Annotated in this window: 18 protein-coding genes; 12 read left to right on the plus strand and 6 right to left on the minus strand. The window is 41.4% G+C overall.

Annotated features, from left to right (window positions below; translation table 11 throughout):
* The first annotated feature begins 14 nt into the window (after positions 1–14).
* Genes ACOOEY_RS15540 through ACOOEY_RS15550 form a run of 3 tightly spaced genes read left to right on the plus strand, consistent with a single transcriptional unit; the run spans position 15 to position 2,070 of the window.
* On the plus strand, positions 15–563 hold the full coding sequence (locus tag ACOOEY_RS15540; RefSeq protein WP_420385640.1) for a DUF1599 domain-containing protein: 549 nt from the start codon (positions 15–17) through the stop codon (positions 561–563).
* On the plus strand, positions 560–1,552 hold the full coding sequence (locus tag ACOOEY_RS15545) for a DoxX family protein (protein ID WP_420385641.1): 993 nt from the start codon (positions 560–562) through the stop codon (positions 1,550–1,552). The genes ACOOEY_RS15540 and ACOOEY_RS15545 overlap by 4 nt, the downstream gene beginning before the upstream one ends.
* The gene (locus tag ACOOEY_RS15550; protein ID WP_420385642.1) at positions 1,552–2,070 is read left to right on the plus strand and encodes a shikimate kinase; all 519 of its coding nucleotides are present in this window, start codon (positions 1,552–1,554) and stop codon (positions 2,068–2,070) included. The genes ACOOEY_RS15545 and ACOOEY_RS15550 overlap by 1 nt, the downstream gene beginning before the upstream one ends.
* Here the strand turns inward: ACOOEY_RS15550 and ACOOEY_RS15555 are convergent.
* Both ACOOEY_RS15555 and ACOOEY_RS15560 read right to left on the minus strand, forming a co-directional pair.
* Positions 2,067–3,596, minus strand: a complete 1,530-nt coding sequence (locus tag ACOOEY_RS15555; RefSeq protein ID WP_420385643.1) for an OmpP1/FadL family transporter — start codon at positions 3,594–3,596, stop codon at positions 2,067–2,069. The genes ACOOEY_RS15550 and ACOOEY_RS15555 overlap by 4 nt on opposite strands.
* Before the next feature lie 22 nt (positions 3,597–3,618).
* Positions 3,619–5,172: a hypothetical protein gene (locus ACOOEY_RS15560; RefSeq protein WP_420385644.1), complete on the minus strand. Its 1,554-nt coding sequence runs from the start codon at positions 5,170–5,172 to the stop codon at positions 3,619–3,621.
* Positions 5,173–5,300: 128 nt separating this feature from the next.
* On the opposite strand from ACOOEY_RS15560, the gene proS reads away from it, so the two are divergent.
* The 3 genes from proS to floA are packed head-to-tail and all read left to right on the plus strand — an operon-like array spanning position 5,301 to position 8,311.
* A complete protein-coding gene (proS, locus tag ACOOEY_RS15565; protein ID WP_420385645.1) occupies positions 5,301–6,779 on the plus strand; it encodes a proline--tRNA ligase in 1,479 nt (492 codons plus the stop codon).
* A gap of 45 nt (positions 6,780–6,824) precedes the next feature.
* Complete coding sequence (locus ACOOEY_RS15570; RefSeq protein ID WP_420385646.1) at positions 6,825–7,301, plus strand: NfeD family protein; 477 nt, start codon at positions 6,825–6,827, stop codon at positions 7,299–7,301.
* Positions 7,301–8,311 carry a flotillin-like protein FloA gene (floA, locus tag ACOOEY_RS15575; protein WP_420385647.1) on the plus strand — a complete coding sequence of 337 codons (1,011 nt, stop codon included), beginning with the start codon at positions 7,301–7,303 and terminating at the stop codon, positions 8,309–8,311. Before ACOOEY_RS15570 ends, floA begins: the two co-directional genes overlap by 1 nt.
* Positions 8,312–8,395: 84 nt before the next feature.
* Here floA and ACOOEY_RS15580 read toward each other — a convergent pair whose 3' ends face one another.
* Positions 8,396–10,609, minus strand: coding sequence for a WG repeat-containing protein (locus ACOOEY_RS15580; protein WP_420385648.1), 2,214 nt, complete (start codon positions 10,607–10,609; stop codon positions 8,396–8,398).
* Positions 10,610–10,686: 77 nt separating this feature from the next.
* Positions 10,687–11,949: a glutamyl-tRNA reductase gene (hemA, locus tag ACOOEY_RS15585; protein ID WP_420385649.1), complete on the minus strand. Its 1,263-nt coding sequence runs from the start codon at positions 11,947–11,949 to the stop codon at positions 10,687–10,689.
* 208 nt (positions 11,950–12,157) lie between these two features.
* Between hemA and ACOOEY_RS15590 the strand changes: the two genes are divergently transcribed.
* The 3 genes from ACOOEY_RS15590 to ACOOEY_RS15600 all read left to right on the plus strand — a co-directional run bounded on the left by ACOOEY_RS15590 (position 12,158) and on the right by ACOOEY_RS15600 (position 14,997).
* Positions 12,158–13,066, plus strand: a complete 909-nt coding sequence (locus ACOOEY_RS15590; protein ID WP_420385650.1) for a helix-hairpin-helix domain-containing protein — start codon at positions 12,158–12,160, stop codon at positions 13,064–13,066.
* Positions 13,066–14,544: an NAD(P)H-hydrate dehydratase gene (locus tag ACOOEY_RS15595; RefSeq protein ID WP_420385651.1), complete on the plus strand. Its 1,479-nt coding sequence runs from the start codon at positions 13,066–13,068 to the stop codon at positions 14,542–14,544. Before ACOOEY_RS15590 ends, ACOOEY_RS15595 begins: the two co-directional genes overlap by 1 nt.
* Before the next feature lie 72 nt (positions 14,545–14,616).
* Positions 14,617–14,997 carry a T9SS type A sorting domain-containing protein gene (locus ACOOEY_RS15600; protein ID WP_420385652.1) on the plus strand — a complete coding sequence of 127 codons (381 nt, stop codon included), beginning with the start codon at positions 14,617–14,619 and terminating at the stop codon, positions 14,995–14,997.
* Between the two features lie 29 nt (positions 14,998–15,026).
* On the opposite strand, the gene asnS is transcribed toward ACOOEY_RS15600, so the two are convergent.
* Entirely contained in the window at positions 15,027–16,475 is a 1,449-nt protein-coding gene (gene asnS, locus ACOOEY_RS15605) for an asparagine--tRNA ligase (protein ID WP_420385653.1), read from the minus strand.
* A 255-nt stretch (positions 16,476–16,730) separates the two neighbouring features.
* Between asnS and rpoN the strand changes: the two genes are divergently transcribed.
* From rpoN to ACOOEY_RS15620, 3 genes are read left to right on the plus strand one after another with little or no spacing between them, the layout of a single operon-like run.
* A complete protein-coding gene (rpoN, locus tag ACOOEY_RS15610) occupies positions 16,731–18,194 on the plus strand; it encodes an RNA polymerase factor sigma-54 (protein WP_420385654.1) in 1,464 nt (487 codons plus the stop codon).
* 49 nt (positions 18,195–18,243) lie between these two features.
* Positions 18,244–18,813, plus strand: a complete 570-nt coding sequence (locus tag ACOOEY_RS15615; protein ID WP_420385655.1) for a phosphatase PAP2 family protein — start codon at positions 18,244–18,246, stop codon at positions 18,811–18,813.
* Positions 18,814–18,820: 7 nt separating this feature from the next.
* Positions 18,821–19,600: an enoyl-CoA hydratase-related protein gene (locus ACOOEY_RS15620; RefSeq protein WP_420385656.1), complete on the plus strand. Its 780-nt coding sequence runs from the start codon at positions 18,821–18,823 to the stop codon at positions 19,598–19,600.
* Positions 19,601–19,610: 10 nt separating this feature from the next.
* Here the strand turns inward: ACOOEY_RS15620 and ACOOEY_RS15625 are convergent, their stop codons facing one another.
* Complete coding sequence (locus tag ACOOEY_RS15625) at positions 19,611–20,318, minus strand: outer membrane beta-barrel protein (RefSeq protein WP_420385657.1); 708 nt, start codon at positions 20,316–20,318, stop codon at positions 19,611–19,613.
* Positions 20,319–20,353 lie beyond the last annotated feature (35 nt).

Below are 20,353 nucleotides of genomic sequence, written 5' to 3' on the forward strand. Positions count from 1 at the left end.
AAATATAATCAACCTTGGAGGAGCAAACGGTAGGCGAATATAAAGAAGTTATTAAGGCCTGTAAAGACATATTTCTGAAGAAGACACAAGATTATGGAACGGCCTGGAGAATACTCCGACTTTCTTCAATTACTGATCAGATTTTTATCAAGGCTCAACGCATCCGTTCTATCCAAATGAAGGGGAAACAAATGGTTGATGATGATATTTCAGGCGAGTTCATTGGTATTATTAACTACTGTGTAATTGCCCTGATTCAAATGCACCTGAGTGAGGAAGATCCATTGGAGATGGATGTTCAGACCCTGGAGCCTCTTTATGACAGATATGTGAATGAAACCATGTCTCTGCTGATCAATAAGAACCATGACTATGGTGAAGCATGGAGAGATATGAGGGTCAGTTCAATTACCGATATCATCTTGATGAAGTTACTCAGGGTGAAGCAGATTGAAGACAACCAGGGTAAAACAATCATTTCCGAAGGTATTGATGCCAATTATATGGATATGATCAATTACGCAGTTTTTTGTATGATTTTAATGGGAACCAATAAAGCATGAAAGCGCTCAATTCAGTAGCCAGATACCTGGTGGGAGGACTATTTATTTTTTCAGGCCTGATCAAGGTTAATGACCCTGTAGGTACTCAAATTAAGCTGGAAGAGTATTTCACTGTCTTCGCTGTTGATATTGCTCCGTTTTTTGAGCAATTGAAACCATTGGCTCTGTTCTTTTCAATTTTGCTTTCAACACTTGAGGTAGTGTTAGGTATTGCTATCCTTTTGAAGTACAGAGAGAAGCTGGTTACAACATTGCTGTTGGTGATGATTGTGTTCTTTACTTTTCTGACCTTCTATAGTGCTTATTTTAACAAAGTCACCGACTGTGGATGCTTCGGAGATGCCATTAAGCTAACACCATGGCAATCATTCATAAAAGACATTGTTCTTTTGGTTTTCATACTGATTCTTTTTGTTGGTCGTAAAGTGAATAACCAAAGGGAAACAGCTAAGGGAAAACATATTGTGGTAGCCGTAAGTACAGTCTTTTGTCTTACCATTGCCTTTCTTTCAATCAATCACCTTCCCTTTATTGATTTCAGGGCATATAAGGAAGGAACTTCAATCCCGCAGGCTATGCTGCCCCCTGCAGATAATCCATCCGAGGTTCCTAAGATTACAAATTATGCGTTCTGGGGCGATGAAAGTGACTTCACCGAAGCTTCGCTGACTGGTAAGAAGTTGCTGGTAATAGTGCACGATGTTGAGCATACTGAGATGAGGGCTTACCCTATGCTCAATAGCCTGATTCGTTCTGTTGAAAATGAGGTTGGTGTCGCAGCGATTACGGCCTCTTCAGGTTCGGAATTTGAGAACTTCAGACATGATGTGCAATTGGCTATCCCATATTATTATTCTGATAAAACCTTACTCAAGACTATGATTAGATCGAACCCCGGTCTGGTTCTGCTTCAGGATGGGGAGGTAGTTAAGAAGTGGCACTACAATGATATTCCGGATGCACCGGAACTATTGAAGGAGCTCTACTAATGGAGAAAAGAAGAATCTTTTTAATTGGACTACCCGGTTCAGGGAAAACCACTTTGGGAAAAGAGTTGGCTCAGCAGTTAGCACTTCAGTTCATTGACCTGGATGAGAAAATTGTGGAGAAGATTGAGATGTCAATTCCAAAGTACTTCAAGCAACAAGGAGAAGGGAACTTCAGACTTCGCGAGAAGGAAGTTCTTCATGAAGTTTGTGCTACTTATGATAGTTTTGTTATGGCTACCGGAGGAGGTGCCCCTTGCTTCCATTTCAATATGGACACCATGAATGAACATGGTCAGACGGTTTTTCTCGATGTAAGTCCCGGAGATTTAGCCTTGAGGGTGATGGATGAAGGAGTAGAGAAGAGGCCCATTTTCAACAGCTATGATCAACAAGATTTAATCCAGGAAATAAGACAATTGAAAGAGAAGAGGCAGGAGTTTTATAATCAGTCAAGTATAAAAATTCGAGATAATCAGATCACCGTGGATAAGATTATCTCGAACTTAGAGTCTCTTTAGAAGTTAAGCCCCAGGGTTAAACTAGCATTAGTCAGCTTATTGTCGATTACCGCTGTTGGGCCAGTGCCGTCTGCGAAAGTGTATGAGGTGAAAGAGTCCTTGTAAGCAGTTTGCGACATCACAAAGTCAACAAAGTAGCTTCCGATATTAATTCCTATCCCGCCAGACACTACGGATCTTGATCTGTCCAATCCGTCAAATGAACTCTTATATGGATCTCCTAATGAAGCATATCCTGCTCTAAACCTGAAGATGCTGTATCTGTACTCTCCACCTAATCTAATATTGGTACTTGACTGATAGATATTCTCAATGGTACTGTTATCACTTTCTGAATTGAAATCAAGAGAAGAGATGTAGGCATTGCTGTAGTTCAGGTGCTCAACATCTGCAGTGATGAATCCATTCTTACCAATGAAGAATGCCACACCTGCATTCAATTTCATAGGGGTTCTTATCTTATAATCAGAGAAGTAAATGTCAGTGGCACTTTCAAGACTATTCAAAACTGTATCTTCCAAAATCAATCGGTTACCCTGGTCATCACGGAAGTTTGAGACATCGTAATTCTTATACTCTGATCGATAAATGGCATCACCTTCATCACTTAAATTATACCAGGTAGGGGAAGTGAAAGAGGCTCCGATTCTCATGAAATTGGTGGGTCTTACAATCACTCCCAGGTTTAGATTAACTCCGGTTCCTGTTACATTGAGTCTTTCATCAATCTGAAAGCTCGAGATGGCCGGATCATCAAATGTCTCAGTAAATATTCGGTTATAAGAATAGTCAGTAGAAGTAAAACCAATTCCGGCACCTATGTAAACCTGATCGGCAAAATTACCTCCAAATGAAACATTGAACTGATCCAGATTACCGCTACGTGTAATTCGCTCATTTTGGGATGGGAAACCTTGTACAAATGATGCATAGATGTCTTCAGCACCAGGTATTGGATTAATCAGGAAGTGATCATACCCCACTTTTTCAATACCTCCAAGCTCTTCCGGAAAGAAACCGTCTGCTCTGTTGAGCATAGCATCTATAATGGAACTGTTGTCATTCTGAGCGGTGTACGACAGTTGCTGGTTAAAGGTGTTTACTCTGTTGTAAGTAATGGCCAGGGTTCCTCCACGCCAGGGGCCTGGTTCAAGGTCTCCTTTGTTGAAATTAAGGGCCAGGCCAAAGTTAGCCAGATTAAACTTAGTGTCCTCGTTGGCTATGTTACGTCCAAGAAAATCTACATCGAACTTCTTGAAGTTAAGGCTTGGTGTTAAAACAAACTGTGACCTGTTGAACATTCCTAAACCAGCTGGGTTCAAAATTCCAGCACTTAAATCTCCGCCAAGAACGGAACCTGCACCACCCAGGGCCTGGAATCTTGATGTTCCATAGACTCCATACTGTGAAAACCTGAGGGCATCCTGATAGTAGCCAAATGCCCCTGGCTCTACCTGTGCTTTAGAGGTCTGGTTAAGGCAAAACATTGCCAGACCAACTAAGAATAGCTGATAAATTCGCTTCATATTTTAAGTTTTTGAGTACTAATTAATTACCGCGGCCAGACCTGCTTCCTGAAGAAGATGATGATCTTGAAGAACCACTACTTCCACCTGAAGAGCGGCTAGAACCAGAGCTTCCTCCTCTGCTAACTGAACCGGAAGACCTTGATGAAGAGCTTCTGCTTACTCCGCTGCTACTTCTGCCAGAAGAAGAACTACTTCGGCTAAAGCCCCCGCTTGACCTGCTGGAAGATCCAGAGCCTCTGCTAAATACACTCGATGACCTGCTGGACGATGTTCTTCCAAATGAAATACTTCTTGAGCTAGACCGTGAGCTTCTGATACCCGAAGGATAACTACTGGTTCTGGTCCTGTTCAAAGTAGTATTACTACGGTTAGGGTTTCCATACCTGCTTGATGATACTCTATTGAGAGTAGAGGTACGCGTGCTTCTGCTACTTCCATCGGAACGGCTGAAACGATAGGCGTCTGTTCGTACTCTTCTGCTGCTACTGGCCAGTGCACGGTCAACTGCTGAGGTAGACCTGCTTGATCTTGTAGAGGTTGTAGTTGGTCTTACTGAAGAGTTAGATACACGACCACCGGAGATTGTTGAGCGTGTTCTTGATGATGTATTGAGGTTAGCAGTAGAACGTGTTCTGCCTGCACCATTTACTGCATCGGATCTTACACTTGTGACTGAGGTAGAACGAACCCGACCGCCTCTGGTGTAGTTTCTATTACTATAATAGTTGTTGTCAGCAATGATAACTGTGTTTCTCGACCAGTACCAGCTATTGTTCCTCCATCCCCAAGGTGAATATGCCCATGAGTTATAGTAATAAGGATCGTAGAAGGGACTGTAGAATGGATCGAATCCCCATCCATACATTCCAGCGTAAATTCTTGACCATCTCCATCCAAAACGTCTATACCTGGAGAAGCTGTAACTAGCAGTCCAATATGGATTGTAGAAGTCGTTGTATCCGTAATAGAAAGGATCTCCCCAACTATTGAATCTGTATGGATTATACATGGAGCCTAATCCGAAGCCTAAGCTAAAGTAAGTGCTGGCATTATTGAGATTGGAAGATGTATTCTGAACATACGCTTCCATAAGTGTCAGGTTGCCATTGTAGTATTGCTCATACCAGGCATTTCTGAATTGGAAATCATTATTGACAATTTGATTGAACGAAAAGGCGTCCATGTCATCCCAGCTTAGAGGTAAGTCATAGTTTTTGAGGAGTTCATGCTCATAATCCCAGACAAAATCATCATAGTTTAATTGAAAAGCTTTTTTAACCCTGGGTTCGATGTCTTCAAAGTAAACCACTTCAGAAGGCTCTCCATTATTATATTTATTCAGTAAAGCTGGTTCAACCTTGGAATCAGAACTCCTTTGAAGTGTGATTACATCTTCATCAAGACTTTCTCTGTTCTCCGGGTCAATGACTACCTGCCTGGGCTGAGTCCTGTCTGCCGATGTAAAGTAGACATCGTCATATTCACCCTGCTGAACAGGTAACGATGCACATCCGGCAAAAACCGAAAGTGCCATAAAGGTCGATGCAATCTTATAATAGCTGGAGTTTTTCATGGCTTTCCTTTCTTCTTTAAACTTAACGTCTAATTTTCTTATTTGGTCGGTTAAATACCCGAAAATTCTATCTTTGCGAGGTATTTTCCGCCCTGTAAAAGAGCAAGTATCATACCAAATATCAAGACATGAGCAAAGGTTTACCTAAACGAAGTGAGGATTACTCCCTGTGGTATAATGAGTTGGTGAAGAAGGCCGATCTGGCTGAGAACTCACCTGTGAGAGGCTGTATGGTAATAAAGCCCTACGGTTATAGTATCTGGGAAAAGATGCAGGCTGAAATTGACCGTATGTTTAAAGAGACGGGTCATACTAATGCCTACTTTCCTTTGTTCATCCCGAAATCTTATCTGAGTAAAGAAGCAGATCATGTCGAAGGGTTTGCTAAAGAATGTGCTGTAGTAACTCACTACAGACTTAAAAATGATGAGAATGGTAATGGTGTAGTCGTAGACCCGGAAGCCAAGCTGGAAGAAGAACTTATTGTAAGACCCACATCTGAGACTGTGATCTGGAGCACCTATAAAAATTGGGTTCAGTCGTACAGAGACCTTCCAATCCTTGTGAACCAATGGGCCAATGTGGTACGATGGGAAATGAGAACCCGACTTTTTCTGAGGACAGCGGAATTTCTTTGGCAGGAAGGTCACACGGCCCATGCTACTCGACAGGAGGCTATCGATGAATCGGTACAAATGATGAATGTTTATGCACAGTTTGCTGAAGACTTTATGGCTTTACCTGTGGTAAAAGGAATCAAGTCCGAATCTGAGCGATTTGCCGGAGCATTAGAGACCTATTGTATCGAGGCTTTGATGCAAGATGGTAAGGCCCTGCAAGCAGGAACTTCTCACTTCCTCGGGCAAAACTTCGCTAAAGCATTTGATGTGAAGTTTGCCACCAAAGAAGGAGGTCTGGAATATGTTTGGGGTACCTCATGGGGGGTAAGTACCAGGCTGATGGGGGCTCTTATCATGGCTCATTCTGATGACCAGGGTTTAGTGCTTCCTCCAAGACTGGCGCCAATTCAAGTAGTGATTGTACCTATATATAAAGGTGAAGAGCAGTTGGAGATGATTCGCCATAAGGTTAATGAAATTACGGCCAGCCTGAGGGCTAAAGGTATCAGTGTTAAGTTTGATGATCGCGATACCCATAAACCAGGCTTTAAGTTTGCAGAATGGGAATTAAAAGGAGTTCCTGTAAGATTTGCCATGGGTCCAAGAGATTTGGAAAACAATACGCTCGAAATTGCCAGAAGAGATACAGGGACTAAGGAGTCATTTGACCTGAAGGATGATATTGCATTGAAGGTTGAGGGCTTGCTGGAAGATATTCAGAACAATATCTATCAAAATGCTCTGAAATTCAGAGAAGAGAATACTACGCCAGTTGATAGTTATGAGGCCTTCAAAAAAGTGCTGGAAGAGCAAGGCGGCTTTGTTTCTGCACACTGGGATGGCACTGCCGAAACAGAGGAAAGAATCAAAGAAGAAACAAAAGCCACAATACGCTGTATCCCTCTTGACATGAAGGAGGAAGAAGGAAATTGTGTGTATTCTGGTAAACCATCAAAAGGAAGAGTACTTTTTGCCAAGGCTTACTAATGCCGTTTCATTTTATTGGTATATTGGAGTAAATCTTTAGCACCTATGGGTGAGTGGCTCTCCATCATATTACTAATAGCCGTAGGCTTAATCTTAATCTATATCGAACTGTTGTTCGTGCCTGGTACTACAATCGTTGGCTTGATTGGTTTAGCACTATGCGGTGTTGGCATTTACCTCACTTATGAAGATCATGGAAGCGTAGTTGGTAATTGGGTGCTGGCTGGAACAGCTTTGATATCTATAGGAGGTATGATATATAGCTTCAGGTCTAAGTCATGGGACAGGTTTTCACTCAAGACTACAAATAATAGCAAGTTCAATGACGACTATTATAACGATCTGCAAATTGAAATGAGAGGGATTGCCACCTCTGACTTAAAACCAATAGGCAAGGGAGAGTTCAATAACAAAACATATGAAGTAAGATCAAGAGGAGAGCACATTTCCTCGGGTACTTCAATTAAAATAGCCAGAATTACTGGCAACAGAATCATTGTTGAAACAATAACCACTGATTGATGGAAAACTATACTATGCTCATTGCTGTCGTTGGCGGCATTATTTTACTCTTTATCTTCTTGTACTTTGTGCCGGTTAACCTGTGGATTACCGCACAATTTTCGAAGGTGAGGGTTGGGCTACTCGAACTGGTGTTCATGCGTATTCGTAAGGTGCCACCACGCATTGTGGTAGAGTCAATGATTACTGCAACCAAAGCAGGACTTGAGGTTACCACTTCCGACCTCGAAACACACTATCTGGCTGGCGGACATGTGCCTTCGGTGATTAAAGCACTTATTTCTGCTGATAAAGCCAACATTGAACTAACCTTTAAGCAGGCCACAGCTATTGACCTTGCGGGTCGTGATGTGTTTGAAGCAGTTCAGATTTCAGTTAATCCCAAGGTGATCACTACTCCTAAGGTAGCAGCTGTAGCCGCAGATGGTATTCAGCTGATAGCTATTGCCCGTGTTACAGTTAGAGCTAACATCAGACAGTTGGTTGGTGGTGCTGGTGAAGATACCATTCTGGCCAGGGTAGGAGAAGGTATTGTTACCTCCATTGGTTCAGCGGGTACCCACAAAGAGGTGTTAGAAAACCCTGATAAGATTTCCAAACTGGTACTTCAAAGAGGGCTCGATGCGGGTACTGCATTTGAGATACTATCTATCGATATTGCTGATGTTGATGTTGGAGCTAATATTGGTGCACAACTACAAACGGACCAGGCTCAGGCAGACTTAAAAGTAGCTGAGGCCAAAGCTGAGGAAAGAAGAGCAATGGCTGTAGCCAACGAGCAGGAAATGAAAGCCAAGTCTCAGGAAGCACGTGCTAAGGTAATTGAAGCAGAAGCAGAAATACCTATGGCGATAGCAGAGGCATTCCGTTCCGGTAGATTAGGCGTAATGGACTACTATAAGCTTGAGAATATTCAGGCTGATACCGATATGAGAGAGTCAATTGCAAACCCTGAAAAAGGGAGTTCCGGAAGAAAGAGAGACAGTAAAGGAGGAAGTTCAAAAGGATAGTCCTTCTCGAAATAAAGAAAATTGAGATGAGCCCTGTCATTATTGATGGGGCTCTTTTTTACAGGCCTTTTGAAAGAGTGTAAGCTATTTCAGTTCGAATACTCTTGTTTCACCCTTTTTCGCACCAATGAATGAGCTTCCTGACTGTTTGATCTGTTCGTAGCTGGTGGGTAGAATGTCATCACCAGACAGGTTTATTACTCCAAATAAACCATCCCTTTCCACCAGAAAGAAGCCGTCTTGGAGAGGTGAGATGCTGTTGTATGAAGGGTTTTTGATAATTCTGCCCTTGCCGTCTATTAGTCCTGTTTGTCCATTAGAAGTTAATAGAAAGTAGTCTCCGGTTTTTTCTATAAGATCATAATCGATCTTAACCACGGGCTCAGCATTTGTGTTGATGATACCATATTTGTCGTTATTCATCACAATAGCCAGACCATTTTGGAAGGGTTCAACCAAATCATAATTAGGTTGAATCGCCAGCTCTTCATTCTCATTCACAAAGCCCCATTTTCCGATCAACTTGACACCGAAATATCCTTCAGAAAACTTAGATACTTCTTCATATCTATTCGCGATGGCAAGTAATCCCTTAGAATTAAGATAGCCCCATTGTCCACCTTTTTTTACCGGGATGTAGCCGTTTTCAAAGTCTCCCATGAACTCAATATCACTGTCTAGTTTCGTGTCGAAGCCATCACTTGGTCTGTACATAAACTGCAGGCTGTCTCTACTAAGGAGTAGTAGGTCATTATTTATTTCGTGGATAGAATCGTAAGTGTGTTCTAGAAGTATATCTCCATTCAACGAGTACAATGAAAAAGTACTGTCTTCATTCATTTGGACTAAAGAAGAGCCTTTGGTTTGAAAAGTGTTCTGTGTTCTGTAAACAACTTTCCCGTACATATCAGCCAAACCAGATTCACTTCCTTGTTCAAAGTAAATATGTTCGTTCATAATGTGCAGGCTGTCATAGTATGGAGTCATAATCCAAATACCCTGTTCATTCTGAACACCATAGCTGTTATTATAATAGGCAATAGCTCTTCCATTGATATAGTTGCCAAGGTAATCATAGAGAAAGGGGCTTAACTCTTTACCATTGGAGGCAATAAGTCCGATCTTGCCGTTCCTCTTAGCTTCAAAGAGAGAGGGAGATCTTTGGTGGAAAGACTCGTAGTTGAAAAGATTAAGTTTCTTACCGTTGAAATTGTAGACAGCCCAGGAGTGCCCATCTGGCTGGCTGGTCATGGCAAAGAATACCTGTTCGAATAACTCTACTTGTTGGAATGAGTCTCTGAAAAGAGACTTTCCGTCAGAATTATAAACATGGTATCTGTCGGAGTCTTTATCCCTGGTGACAAGAAGTTCATGATTGTAGTCGACAAGTTCTTCATTACTCAGGAAAAGAGAGTAGTTGTTGTTTATAGTCACAATTCCGGTTTTGCCTCCGGCTGATGATACAAACCGATCATTGTTTAGAAACCCAAGGTCATCGAAGTATAAAGTTCCTTCATATTGGTTTTCTGAATAGAGGTCCCATTGTAGGTAGGGCGTTGCTGTTATTTGGTTCGATTCAAATTCCAATGATTTGTAAAGAGGAGGAATAATCAACTCCATATTTTTCCCTAACAATCCCTGGTGATTATACTGGCCTATCAGATAATGGCTATCGTTGTAGGGTTTAACATATTCATATTGAAACCCTGTTAATGAGTCACCTTCGATGTTGAATATGGAGAACTGATTTTTGAAGTTTGATACTGCCAGATGTCGTTCGTTTAAGGGAATGATTTTTTTATAGGCCACCTGAATGCGTTCAGTCCCCTTATTTGTCAAAAAACCTGTTTTGTATTGGTTTCCTGTTTTGGAGGAAACAATTAAGCCGGCCGGGTGATCAGTAATTGAGCTATAGTCAAATGGTATGATTGTTTTGCCACGACTGTCTATCAATCCGAAGTAAGTAAAAATTGATCTGTTCTCTCGTTTTGAAGCAATGAAGCTTCCTCCGGAATGGGGGATAAGGGTACTGAATAATTGGTCCGTAATCCTATGTCCTTCCGTGTCGATTATTGCCCACTTTTCATTTTGTAATGCGCCCACCACACCGTTGATTACAGAAAAACTCTTATCAGACCATCCTATGGCCTGATAGCTTGCCGGGATAACAATGGAGTTGGTAGTGATATTCTTTAAGCCTACGCGACCATCTTCCATGAAAGGTTCATACTGATCAGCCAGAAGGCTAACAGTGTTAAGGAGTATGATTAGAAGTATGGTGAATTTCGAAAAGCGCATTCGTATTGGAACGACAAATCAGCTCGAAAGCTGTAAAAAATAGCCGATTAATGAAACGTACTTGACGTAAAAGTTGACTATTCCTTAACCGGGTCTTTCTCCAGGTTAAATAAGTCATTCAAAACATCGATAAGAGTTTCCGCTTCACCACGCTGACAAGCGGCCTTTAATTGTAGGACAGGAAGCTTCATGATTTTGTTAGTGATGCTTTTGGAGAATTTATCAGCGAAAGCCTCAATCTCAGGGCTGACATTCTTCAAATGCTTCTTGAGCTCTTCTTGTCTGATTTCTTCCAATGCATTTTTCAACTTGTGAATGGTTGGAGAAACTTCCATTTCTCTGGACCAGTCGTTGAATTCAGACATTGATTCTTTTACAATGGCTTCAACTTCCGGTATGGCATTGATTCTTTTCTGAACCGCTTGAGAAGTTTTGTCCTGAATTTCATCGATGTTGTATAGATTAACCCCGGTTATGGCTTCAATAGCCGGAGAAATCGATCTTGGAATGGAAAGGTCTATAAAGTACTTCAAACCATTATCAGGTATTGTTTTCAGATCCTGAATGTCAATGAAGTCTTTCACCGGGATACTGGATATGACAATATCAAAATCAGATAAATGCTCTTTTATTCCTTCGAATGAAATGGTTGGAAGGCCACAGTTGGCAGCAACTTCTTCCAGTTTTTCATCAGTCCTGTTAGTGAGGTTAACAGTGAAGCTGGTTTCTGCAAGATTCTTAGCCAGGTCTTCACCAATTTCTCCAAGTCCCATTACGAGTACCTTAGCATCAATAAATCCTTGAGCTAAAGTTTTGACCAATTCTGCCGTAGCGTAAGAGACGCTGGCAGCTCCATCTCTGAAGGCGGTTTCCTGAACCACTCTTTTATTGGCAAAGAAGATGGTATGCATTAACCTGTGTAGGAAAGGACCTGCCAAGTGAGCGTCTGCACTCAATTGATAAGCTCTTTTGATCTGGTTGATAATCTGAAGGTCGCCTACTACTTGTGCTTCGAGCCCCATTGAAACTCTGAAAAGGTACTCAGCAGCAGCGTCAGCATGAAGAATACTGTCGAAGTATTGGAGATATTGAGATGGGTTGTTGAGGCCTTTTTTGGTTCCTAGGAATGAAATAATTTCCAGGCTTAGGTCTCTGTCGGCACTGTAGTAGATTTCAGTTCTGTTGCAGGTAGAAAGAATCAGTAAGTCATTGGCCTCAGCTATCTGATTAAACTCAGCCAAAAATACTTTCGCTAAAGTATCATCTATAGAAAGAATCTCACGGATTTCTACCGGAGCTTTTTTGTACGATAAACTAAGAACTTTAAAACCTTCTTTCATTCTCTGCGCTTCAACCTCTTCTATATACGCTGGGCAAAAATAAACCCTACTAAAGCCTAAAAAAAGTGATGTATATCAGTGTTTGTTATTTAGAATGATTCTACTTAAATCAATCTTGAATTCAATATTTAACTATATGATGAATTGATTATATTAATAGATGCAAAAATTAAATAATGATTTTGTGAAACACTTAAAACAACTGTATTTGAAGTTCTTAAGTTTCAGCAAAACGGAGATCAATGGAACGGTTTTTTTACTGATAATTATCGTTTGCCTGCTTCTTAGTCCTCAACTTTACAAAATCATGTTAGGCGATCGCTATGATTCTTTTGAAGAAGATCAAGCCTTGTTAGATAGCCTGATGTCCGCAATTAATTCCAGCGTTAGCATAGAGCCGGTTTTTGAGCCTAAACTGTCTGAATTCAATCCTAATGAAGCTTCACTCAATGAATTGGTCTCATTGGGAATTCCTGAGTTTCTGTCCAAAAGAATTATTGGTTACCGAAATGCCGGAGGTGTTTTTAAAGTAAAATCTGATCTTATGAAGATCTATAATTTTCCAGACTCGCTCTTCTTTCGGCTGGAGTCCTACATACGTATGGAAGATGAGTTACAAATACGGGAGAAGGAAAGGTCAGTTGAGAAAAGAACTGGTAGGGGTGTTAGAAGAAAGGCAGCAGTGCTTATGTCTGAGCTGCGATTTCCTGATGAACCAAGGTTAATCGATATTAACCTGGCGGACACTACGCTATTTCAGAAGCTTCATGGTATCGGTTCTACCTATGCCAAAAGAATAGTGGCTTTTAGAGAAGCATTGGGTGGTTTTTACTCAGTTGATCAGGTTAGTGATTTGTATGGAATGACAGATAGCTTATACTACCAAATCAAGAGCTTTCTGACCATCTCTGATACAGTAAAGCTCAAAGTGATTCCTATCAATGTAGCCACTTTTGAGCAGTTAAATAGTCATCCGTATATCAGCTACGAACTCACCAAAGAAATCTTGTTGGCCAAGAGCAAATACGGTAAATTCAAGAAATTGGAAGATCTTAGTCGTTTGAGCCTCCTGGATTCACTGGGAAGATCAAGGCTGGGACCATATCTGAGATTTTGATGCAGAAGATATTAAGTGCTAAACAGATTCGCGAGGCCGATCTATACACTATTAAGAATGAGCCAATAAGCTCTATCGATCTGATGGAACGGGCCGCTCAGGCTTTCGCTGACCGATTTGTTCAAATCGTATCGAAGCAGAAGTCTGTTTTCGTAGTTTGTGGAGTAGGGAACAATGGCGGTGATGGTCTGGCTATTACAAGATTACTAAGAGAAACAGGGTATCAGGTAGATTGCCTTTTAATAAGGTATGGCAGTCTATCAGATGATTGTCAAATCAATTTGAACAGATTGGATGGAAAAGTAAAAGAGGTCCAACCGCGTGGATTGGTAATTGATGCTTGTGATGTGATCATTGATGCTCTTTTCGGATCGGGGCTGAACCGTCCGGTGGAAGGAGATCTTTCTGAGGTAATCCGTCAAATTAATAGTGCACCGTGTCAGGTGGTGTCGGTTGATATTCCTTCAGGCCTTTTTGCTGATGAAGTAAACCTAAGTGGGGCTATAATCAGAGCTGATTATACGATTACCTTTCAATTGCCTAAACTGAGCTTTCTAATACCGGAAACAGGTAAATATGCGGGCTACTGGTGGAATGAAGACATTGGACTGAACAAAGAGTTTATTAGTAATCAGGAAAGTAACTATTATCTAATGGACCGCTCTGTTAAGGATTTTTTACCTCATCGAGGGAGGTTTCAACACAAGGGCGACTTTGGTCGTGTACAGGTTTTCGCAGGAAGTCTCGGTAAAATGGGCGCAGCGGTATTGTGCGCAACTGCGGTTATGAAATCTGGGGCAGGCCTACTCACCGTACATATTCCCGAGTGTGGGATGACCATTATGCAAACTGCTTTGCCGGAAGCTATGGTGACCTTAGATAGGTCATATGGTCACCTGTCTTCTGGAGAGCTCATGGAGAATACAGATGTTGTTTGTATAGGTCCGGGTATTGGACAACATGATGATACACGAAGAACGCTTTTGAATATACTTCATGATAACCCCAAAAGATTGGTAATTGATGCTGATGGTTTAAACATCCTAGCTCAGCATAGTGAACTGATGGACTTGCTTCCAGAAGGAACTGTACTTACTCCTCATGTGGGAGAATTTGAGAGGTTGTTCGGTGAGAAGGAAAATGGTTTGGAGAGAATTAGACTGGCTCAACATGTAGCTTTTAAAAGAAAATGGGTTATTGTTTTGAAAGGAGCCAATACGGCAGTGATAACACCAAAAGCTGAAGTTTATTTCAATACAACCGGTAATCCAGGCATGGCAACAGCAGGGAGTGGAGATGTTTTGGCTGGTGTGATTACAGGTTTACTGGCTCAGGGTTTGTCTCCGGTTGATGCTGCCCTGTTGGGAGTTTATATCCATGGTGAGGCTGGAGATATTGCTGAAAAAACAATCGGAGAAACGTCTCTTATGGCATCAGATTTGCTTAATTTCATCCATGAAACGTTTTGTAACGATTAGATAAAGTGATTTATTGAAAAAAAACTTAATTTTATCTAAACCTTAAACACTTAAAGCGGGTCTAACTAAACAATGAAGCTCTTTAGCCGAAACATATTGCACTTCAGATTAATAGCACTACTAGTGTTCTCTTTATGTGCATTTTCAGCGGCTGCCCAAACCGGAGCAATGGCAAATGCCTCCAATACCGATCCGAAAGACAAGGTTAAAGTCGAAATATTCCCTAATCCTACTTCTGAATTTTTGAATATCGATCTGAGCAAGCTCGATCTGCAAAAGCCGCAGCTCGAGATCAGAAGTATAATTGGTACCAAGATGCAGGTCACTGTTGAAGAAAATGGTACAAAAAAGTATAAGGTAGATGTACAGTCTTTTCCAAGGGGCTATTACCTGGTGTTGGTCCGTGACGACCGATCAAAATTCCAGCAAACAGTAAGATTTAGTAAGAAATAAAAAAGGGCTGTTATTCAGCCCTTAATTTTTTAGAATTCTGCATTCCCGGGAGTTCTTGGGAATGGTATGACATCTCTGATGTTTCCCATTCCGGTTACAAAGATCATTAACCTTTCGAAGCCTAAGCCGAAGCCACTGTGAGGCACGGTTCCAAATCTTCGTGTATCTAGGTACCAGTCCATTTCTTCATGAGGGATGCTCATTTCGTCCATTCTTGACATAAGGACATCAAGTCTTTCCTCTCTCTGAGAACCTCCAACTATTTCACCGATGCCTGGGAACAAAATGTCCATGGCAGATACTGTTTTACCATCTTCATCCATTCTCATGTAGAAAGCCTTAATGTCTTTCGGGTAATTGGTTAGGATGACAGGCTTCTTGAAGTGTTTTTCAACAAGGTATCTCTCATGTTCTGATTGAAGGTCGGTTCCCCAACCCTCAACAGGATATTGAAATTTCTTTTTCTTATTGGGTTTCGAGTTTCTGAGAATGTCTATGGCTTCTGTATAGGTAACTCTTTCGAAATCATTTTCCACAACGAACCTGAGTTTTTCAGTGAGTGTCATTTCACTCTTCTCGTTAGCAGGCTTGTTCTTTTCCTCTTCTAACAACCTGCTTTCCAGGAAGGCCAGGTCATCCTCACAATGTTCAAGGGCATAACGGCAAAGGTATTGAAGGAACTCCTCTGCCAGGTCCATGTTATCTTCCAGGTCGTAGAACGCCATTTCTGGTTCTATCATCCAGAATTCCGCCAGGTGTCGGGTTGTATTTGAGTTCTCAGCTCTGAAAGTAGGTCCGAAGGTGTAAATCTCACCTAAAGCCAACGCACCCAATTCTCCTTCTAACTGACCAGATACGGTGAGGTTGGTTTCCTTGCCAAAGAAGTCTTCAGCGAAGTCTACCTTTCCATCCTCTGTTAGAGGAGGGTTTTTAGCGTCTAGTGTTGTCACTCTGAACATTTCTCCCGCACCTTCCGCATCACTGCCGGTAATGATAGGAGTATGCATATAGTTGAAACCCTTGTCGTTGAAAAACTTATGCACAGCAAATGACATGGCATGTCGCATACGTAGAATAGCTCCAAAAGTATTGGTTCTTGGTCTTAAGTGAGCGATCTCTCTTAGGAATTCAAAGGAGTGCTTTTTCGGCTGTAAAGGATATTTTTCCGGATCAGCAACTCCCATAACCGTGATCGATTGGGCATGGATTTCTACTGATTGTCCAGCTCCCTGAGATTCTACCAGTTGGCCGGTCACAGACAAACTTGCTCCGGTAGTAACCAGTTTAAGAACATCTTCTGAGATATTATTAGGATCAGCTACTACTTGAATGTTCTTAATTGTTGAGCCATCGTTCAAAGCAATAAAGCTTACGTGTTTGTTGCCTCTTTTGGTTCTGACCCAACCTTTGGCATGTACTTCAGTACCAATTTGTCCACTTTTAAGTAGTTCGGAAATTTTAGTTCTCCTGATCTTCATGTTTCTCAGAATAGTGTTTGAAAAGAAACGCAAAACAATCATTTTTTAAGGGGATTCACAACCTTTCTTCTTCTTAAAAACCAGATTGAAATAACTATAGGTGGAGGTTAGTTATATACTTGGATATCTGCATTCAGGACACGAGGCAGGCGCTTTTAAAAATTTGCATGATTTTTGTTAAAAAGTGTTTCCATCCACTCGATTCTCTGAGACTTTCCTTTAACTTTGAGTTTATAGGTCAGAAATAATTGTCGAATGCAAAAACTCAGTTTAAGTCAAACCTTAAGCCAGAAACTCTCCCCGCAGCAGATTCAATTTATTAAGCTTCTTCAGGTGCCAACCGCAGAGCTTGATACCAGAATTGAAGAGGAGTTGGAGCTGAACCCTGCATTAGAGGAAGGGAGGGAAGAACAGGAGGCAACTCAGGAAGATGATTTTGAGGATTCATACGAGGATAACTCAGATGAGCTCAATGTAGATGACTATCTGGCAGAAGATGACTATGCCGGATATAAGATGCAGGGTGATGGCAATTATAACGATGACGAAGATCGTGAAATGCCAATTGCCATGCAGTCGTCTTTGAATGATCAGTTGGAAGCACAGCTTGGGTTCCTGGGATTGGACGGGCGTCAGGAGAGTATTGCAAAGCAACTTATTGGTAGTATAGAATCTGATGGCTACATCAGAAGAGAGTTAGATGCCATTGTAAATGATCTGGCATTCTCACAAAACATTGAGACAGATGTTGATGAACTCGAGGAATTACTCAACGAGATTCAGAAGTTTGACCCTCCCGGAATTGGTGCAAGAAACCTGAAGGAATGTCTGCTCATTCAACTCGACCGAAAAAAGGAAGATAATGAGGAAGATGAAGAGTTACTCCACACATTGGAAGTAGCTTATAATATCGTTTCTCTCTGCTTTGAGGAATTCACTAAAAAGCACTACGATAAAATAATGAAGAAACTGAATCTTGAAGACGAAGAAGTTTTCAAGGACTCAATTTCTGCCATTACCAGACTAAACCCTAAGCCAGGTGGTATTTCAGGTGGATTGGTGAAAACTCAGTATCTGATACCTGACTTTCTTTTGACCAATAATAATGGAAAGCTCGATTTGTCATTGAACTCTCGAAATGCTCCAGAATTAAAAGTGAGCAGATCTTATAGTGAGATGTTCAGTGCCTACGATAAGAGTGATAAGAAGGATAAGAAACTGAAGGAGACTGTTAGCTTCGTGAAGCAAAAGCTGGATGCCGCCAAATGGTTTATTGATGCCATTAAGCAAAGGCAAAATACTTTGCTCAGGACAATGGAAGCCATAGTGAAGTATCAGTACGACTTCTTTCTGGAAGGAGATGAGGCTAAACTTCGGCCTATGATTCTGAAGGATATTGCCAATGAGATCCAAATGGATATCTCTACTGTTTCCAGGGTAGCTAATTCAAAATCAATCCAGACTGATTTTGGTATCTTTCCTTTGAAATACTTCTTTAGTGAAGGTATTTCTACGGCCAGTGGAGAGGATGTGAGTAGCAGAGAAGTGAAGACAAGACTTCAGGATCTTATTGATGGTGAAAATAAGAAAAAGCCTTTGTCAGATGATAAGCTAGAGAAAGCATTAAAGGCTCAAGGCTATAACATCGCCCGTAGAACAGTAGCCAAGTATCGAGAGCAGCTTAATATTCCGGTTGCCAGACTTAGAAAAGAACTCTGATTTGAATTTAGCTGCAAAGCTCATAACCTATATAGTACAACCTCTGTTGATGCCAACAGTGGTTTTCTATACAATCCTTTATTATCTGGAAGATAGCTCTAACCTGACTGATAGGGGGAAACAGACAGTTATAGGATTGGTGTTTATAACTACCTTCCTGATTCCGGCATTGACAGTCGTCATGTTCAAGCTTACGAAGGTCATAAAGGATCTCCACATGAAAGACAGAAAAGACCGGGTGTTGCCATTCATGTTTATCTCCATTTTTTACCTGATTGTCTCTTTCATGATTAAAGGGCAGGAGTGGATGACCCCATTGATGAATATTGCCTTTTTAGCCATTACAACAGTAGTAATCATAACGAATGGAATAACTTTTAAGTGGAAAATCAGTGCCCATGCGGCCGGAGTCTTTGGTTGGTTGGGTTTCGTTTTAGCACTGCAGGGAGCGTATCCATCAGGTCATGATTTATTAACCCCTCTCTTATTGAGTGTGGCCATGTGTGGTTTGGTTTCCTGGGCACGCCTATATTTGAATGCGCATACGCCAAAAGAAATACTTGGTGGTGCATTGCTTGGTTTTACAGTGAGTTACGGCTCCATCTATTTATTCATATAACTTACTTATGTACGAATTTCTCAAATACGACTTGACCGAGGGAGTTGCTACAATAGCACTCAACAGACCCGAAGTATATAATGCATTAAATAATGAAATCACTTTCGAGTTACAGGCTGCATTGAAGGAATGTAAGAAAAATGATGAAGTGAGAGTAGTTGTACTCACGGGAGAAGGTAAGGCATTTTGCAGTGGACAAGATCTGAAGGCCTCATCAAAAGAACCGAATAGATCTTTTTCGGATTCCATACATAAGCGATACAATCCAATTATTCAGGCTATCAGAACAATGCCTAAGCCGGTTATCTGCAGATTGAATGGAGTGGCTGCCGGAGCTGGTTGTTCTTTTGCTTTGGCCTGCGATCTGATTGTGGCCGCAGAGAGTGCGAAGCTTATTGAGGTTTTTGTGAATATTGGACTCGTATTAGACAGTGGCTCATCTTACTTCCTACCAAGACTGGTAGGCTCATCCAAAGCCTTTGAGTTGGCTACTATGGGGACAAGAGTTTCAGGGAAAGAAGCGGAGTCTATAGGCTTGGTCAATAAATGTGTGGCTGACGAAGAACTCGATGATGCTGTAAAATCATATACAGACTATTATGCCAAGGCACCCACAAAAGCTATTGGCTTAATGAAAAAGATGCTCAATAAATCTCAGAATTCTACCTTAACAGAGATGTTGGAGTATGAGGCACATATGCAGGATATTGCTGGTGCGTCTCACGACTATAAAGAAGGAGTTCAGGCTTTCCTCGATAAAAGAAAGCCCGAGTTTCAGGGTAAATAACAGGCTCTTCTCAGAATCCTGTTAAAGCAATACCAAAAGTCATGTTACTGGTGTTCTCACCGCCTGGAGGAGGGGTGTCGAACTTGTCTGAGAGTTCGTAATAACCGAAAAGACTGAATCCACCGAAGCCAACCCGAGCCTGAACACCATATCTGAAACGGTTCAAGCCGTAATTAGCTCTGTTTTTCACCATGTGGTTGTCTCCATTACTGTCCTGGTACTTGTATTTGGTAAAAGTTGAATAAAGAACACCAACTTTACCTCCAATAGCTGCTCTGAAGCCTCTTGCATATTGATTCTTTCTAGTGTAGAATCTGAATTCCAATGGAATGTCTAAATAATTAGCACCTAATTTCGAACGGCCATACTCTAAAACATTGGTCAGGTTGTCAGATAAGAGGATGGGAGCCACCTGAAGTTCGTCATTAGCATCGAAGCTGCTCTCAAGGGAGTAATTGTTCTTGAAAGAAAATTTCTCTAGTCCAAGGCCAATCCCGGGGGTAAAAGTAAACTTGCTATTGCCAATAGGCAGATCGTAGAAGTAAGTAATGTTGACAGTTTTCGACTGAAAGGTATTGGTGTTGATATTGTCAGGCGCATTGCTCAGGCTATTAACGCCAATATCAATAATCAAAGCACCTGGTAAATCAGGTCTTTGAGCTTTGGCAAGGTTTCCCAACATCACGAGTGCAACTACGGCAAATGCTAATTTTTTCATATAGAATCTCAATTTGAGAGCTGGCAAAGTTAGTA

Source organism: Roseivirga sp., assembly GCF_965216855.1.
In the GTDB taxonomy this organism is placed as follows: domain Bacteria; phylum Bacteroidota; class Bacteroidia; order Cytophagales; family Cyclobacteriaceae; genus Roseivirga.

Bases quoted from the DNA above. Each gene is read 5' to 3' on its own strand.
- ACOOEY_RS15560 (WP_420385644.1), bottom strand. From the start codon at position 5,172: ATGAAAAACTCCAGCTATTATAAGATTGCATCGACCTTTATGGCACTT.
- proS (WP_420385645.1), top strand. From the start codon at position 5,301: ATGAGCAAAGGTTTACCTAAACGAAGTGAGGATTACTCCCTGTGGTAT.
- ACOOEY_RS15595 (WP_420385651.1), top strand. From the start codon at position 13,066: ATGCAGAAGATATTAAGTGCTAAACAGATTCGCGAGGCCGATCTATAC.
- floA (WP_420385647.1), top strand. From the start codon at position 7,301: ATGGAAAACTATACTATGCTCATTGCTGTCGTTGGCGGCATTATTTTA.
- ACOOEY_RS15550 (WP_420385642.1), top strand. From the start codon at position 1,552: ATGGAGAAAAGAAGAATCTTTTTAATTGGACTACCCGGTTCAGGGAAA.
- ACOOEY_RS15600 (WP_420385652.1), top strand. From the start codon at position 14,617: ATGAAGCTCTTTAGCCGAAACATATTGCACTTCAGATTAATAGCACTA.
- ACOOEY_RS15555 (WP_420385643.1), bottom strand. From the start codon at position 3,596: ATGAAGCGAATTTATCAGCTATTCTTAGTTGGTCTGGCAATGTTTTGC.
- ACOOEY_RS15615 (WP_420385655.1), top strand. From the start codon at position 18,244: ATGCCAACAGTGGTTTTCTATACAATCCTTTATTATCTGGAAGATAGC.
- ACOOEY_RS15625 (WP_420385657.1), bottom strand. From the start codon at position 20,318: ATGAAAAAATTAGCATTTGCCGTAGTTGCACTCGTGATGTTGGGAAAC.
- hemA (WP_420385649.1), bottom strand. From the start codon at position 11,949: ATGAAAGAAGGTTTTAAAGTTCTTAGTTTATCGTACAAAAAAGCTCCG.
- asnS (WP_420385653.1), bottom strand. From the start codon at position 16,475: ATGAAGATCAGGAGAACTAAAATTTCCGAACTACTTAAAAGTGGACAA.
- ACOOEY_RS15580 (WP_420385648.1), bottom strand. From the start codon at position 10,609: ATGCGCTTTTCGAAATTCACCATACTTCTAATCATACTCCTTAACACT.
- ACOOEY_RS15545 (WP_420385641.1), top strand. From the start codon at position 560: ATGAAAGCGCTCAATTCAGTAGCCAGATACCTGGTGGGAGGACTATTT.
- ACOOEY_RS15570 (WP_420385646.1), top strand. From the start codon at position 6,825: ATGGGTGAGTGGCTCTCCATCATATTACTAATAGCCGTAGGCTTAATC.
- ACOOEY_RS15620 (WP_420385656.1), top strand. From the start codon at position 18,821: ATGTACGAATTTCTCAAATACGACTTGACCGAGGGAGTTGCTACAATA.
- rpoN (WP_420385654.1), top strand. From the start codon at position 16,731: ATGCAAAAACTCAGTTTAAGTCAAACCTTAAGCCAGAAACTCTCCCCG.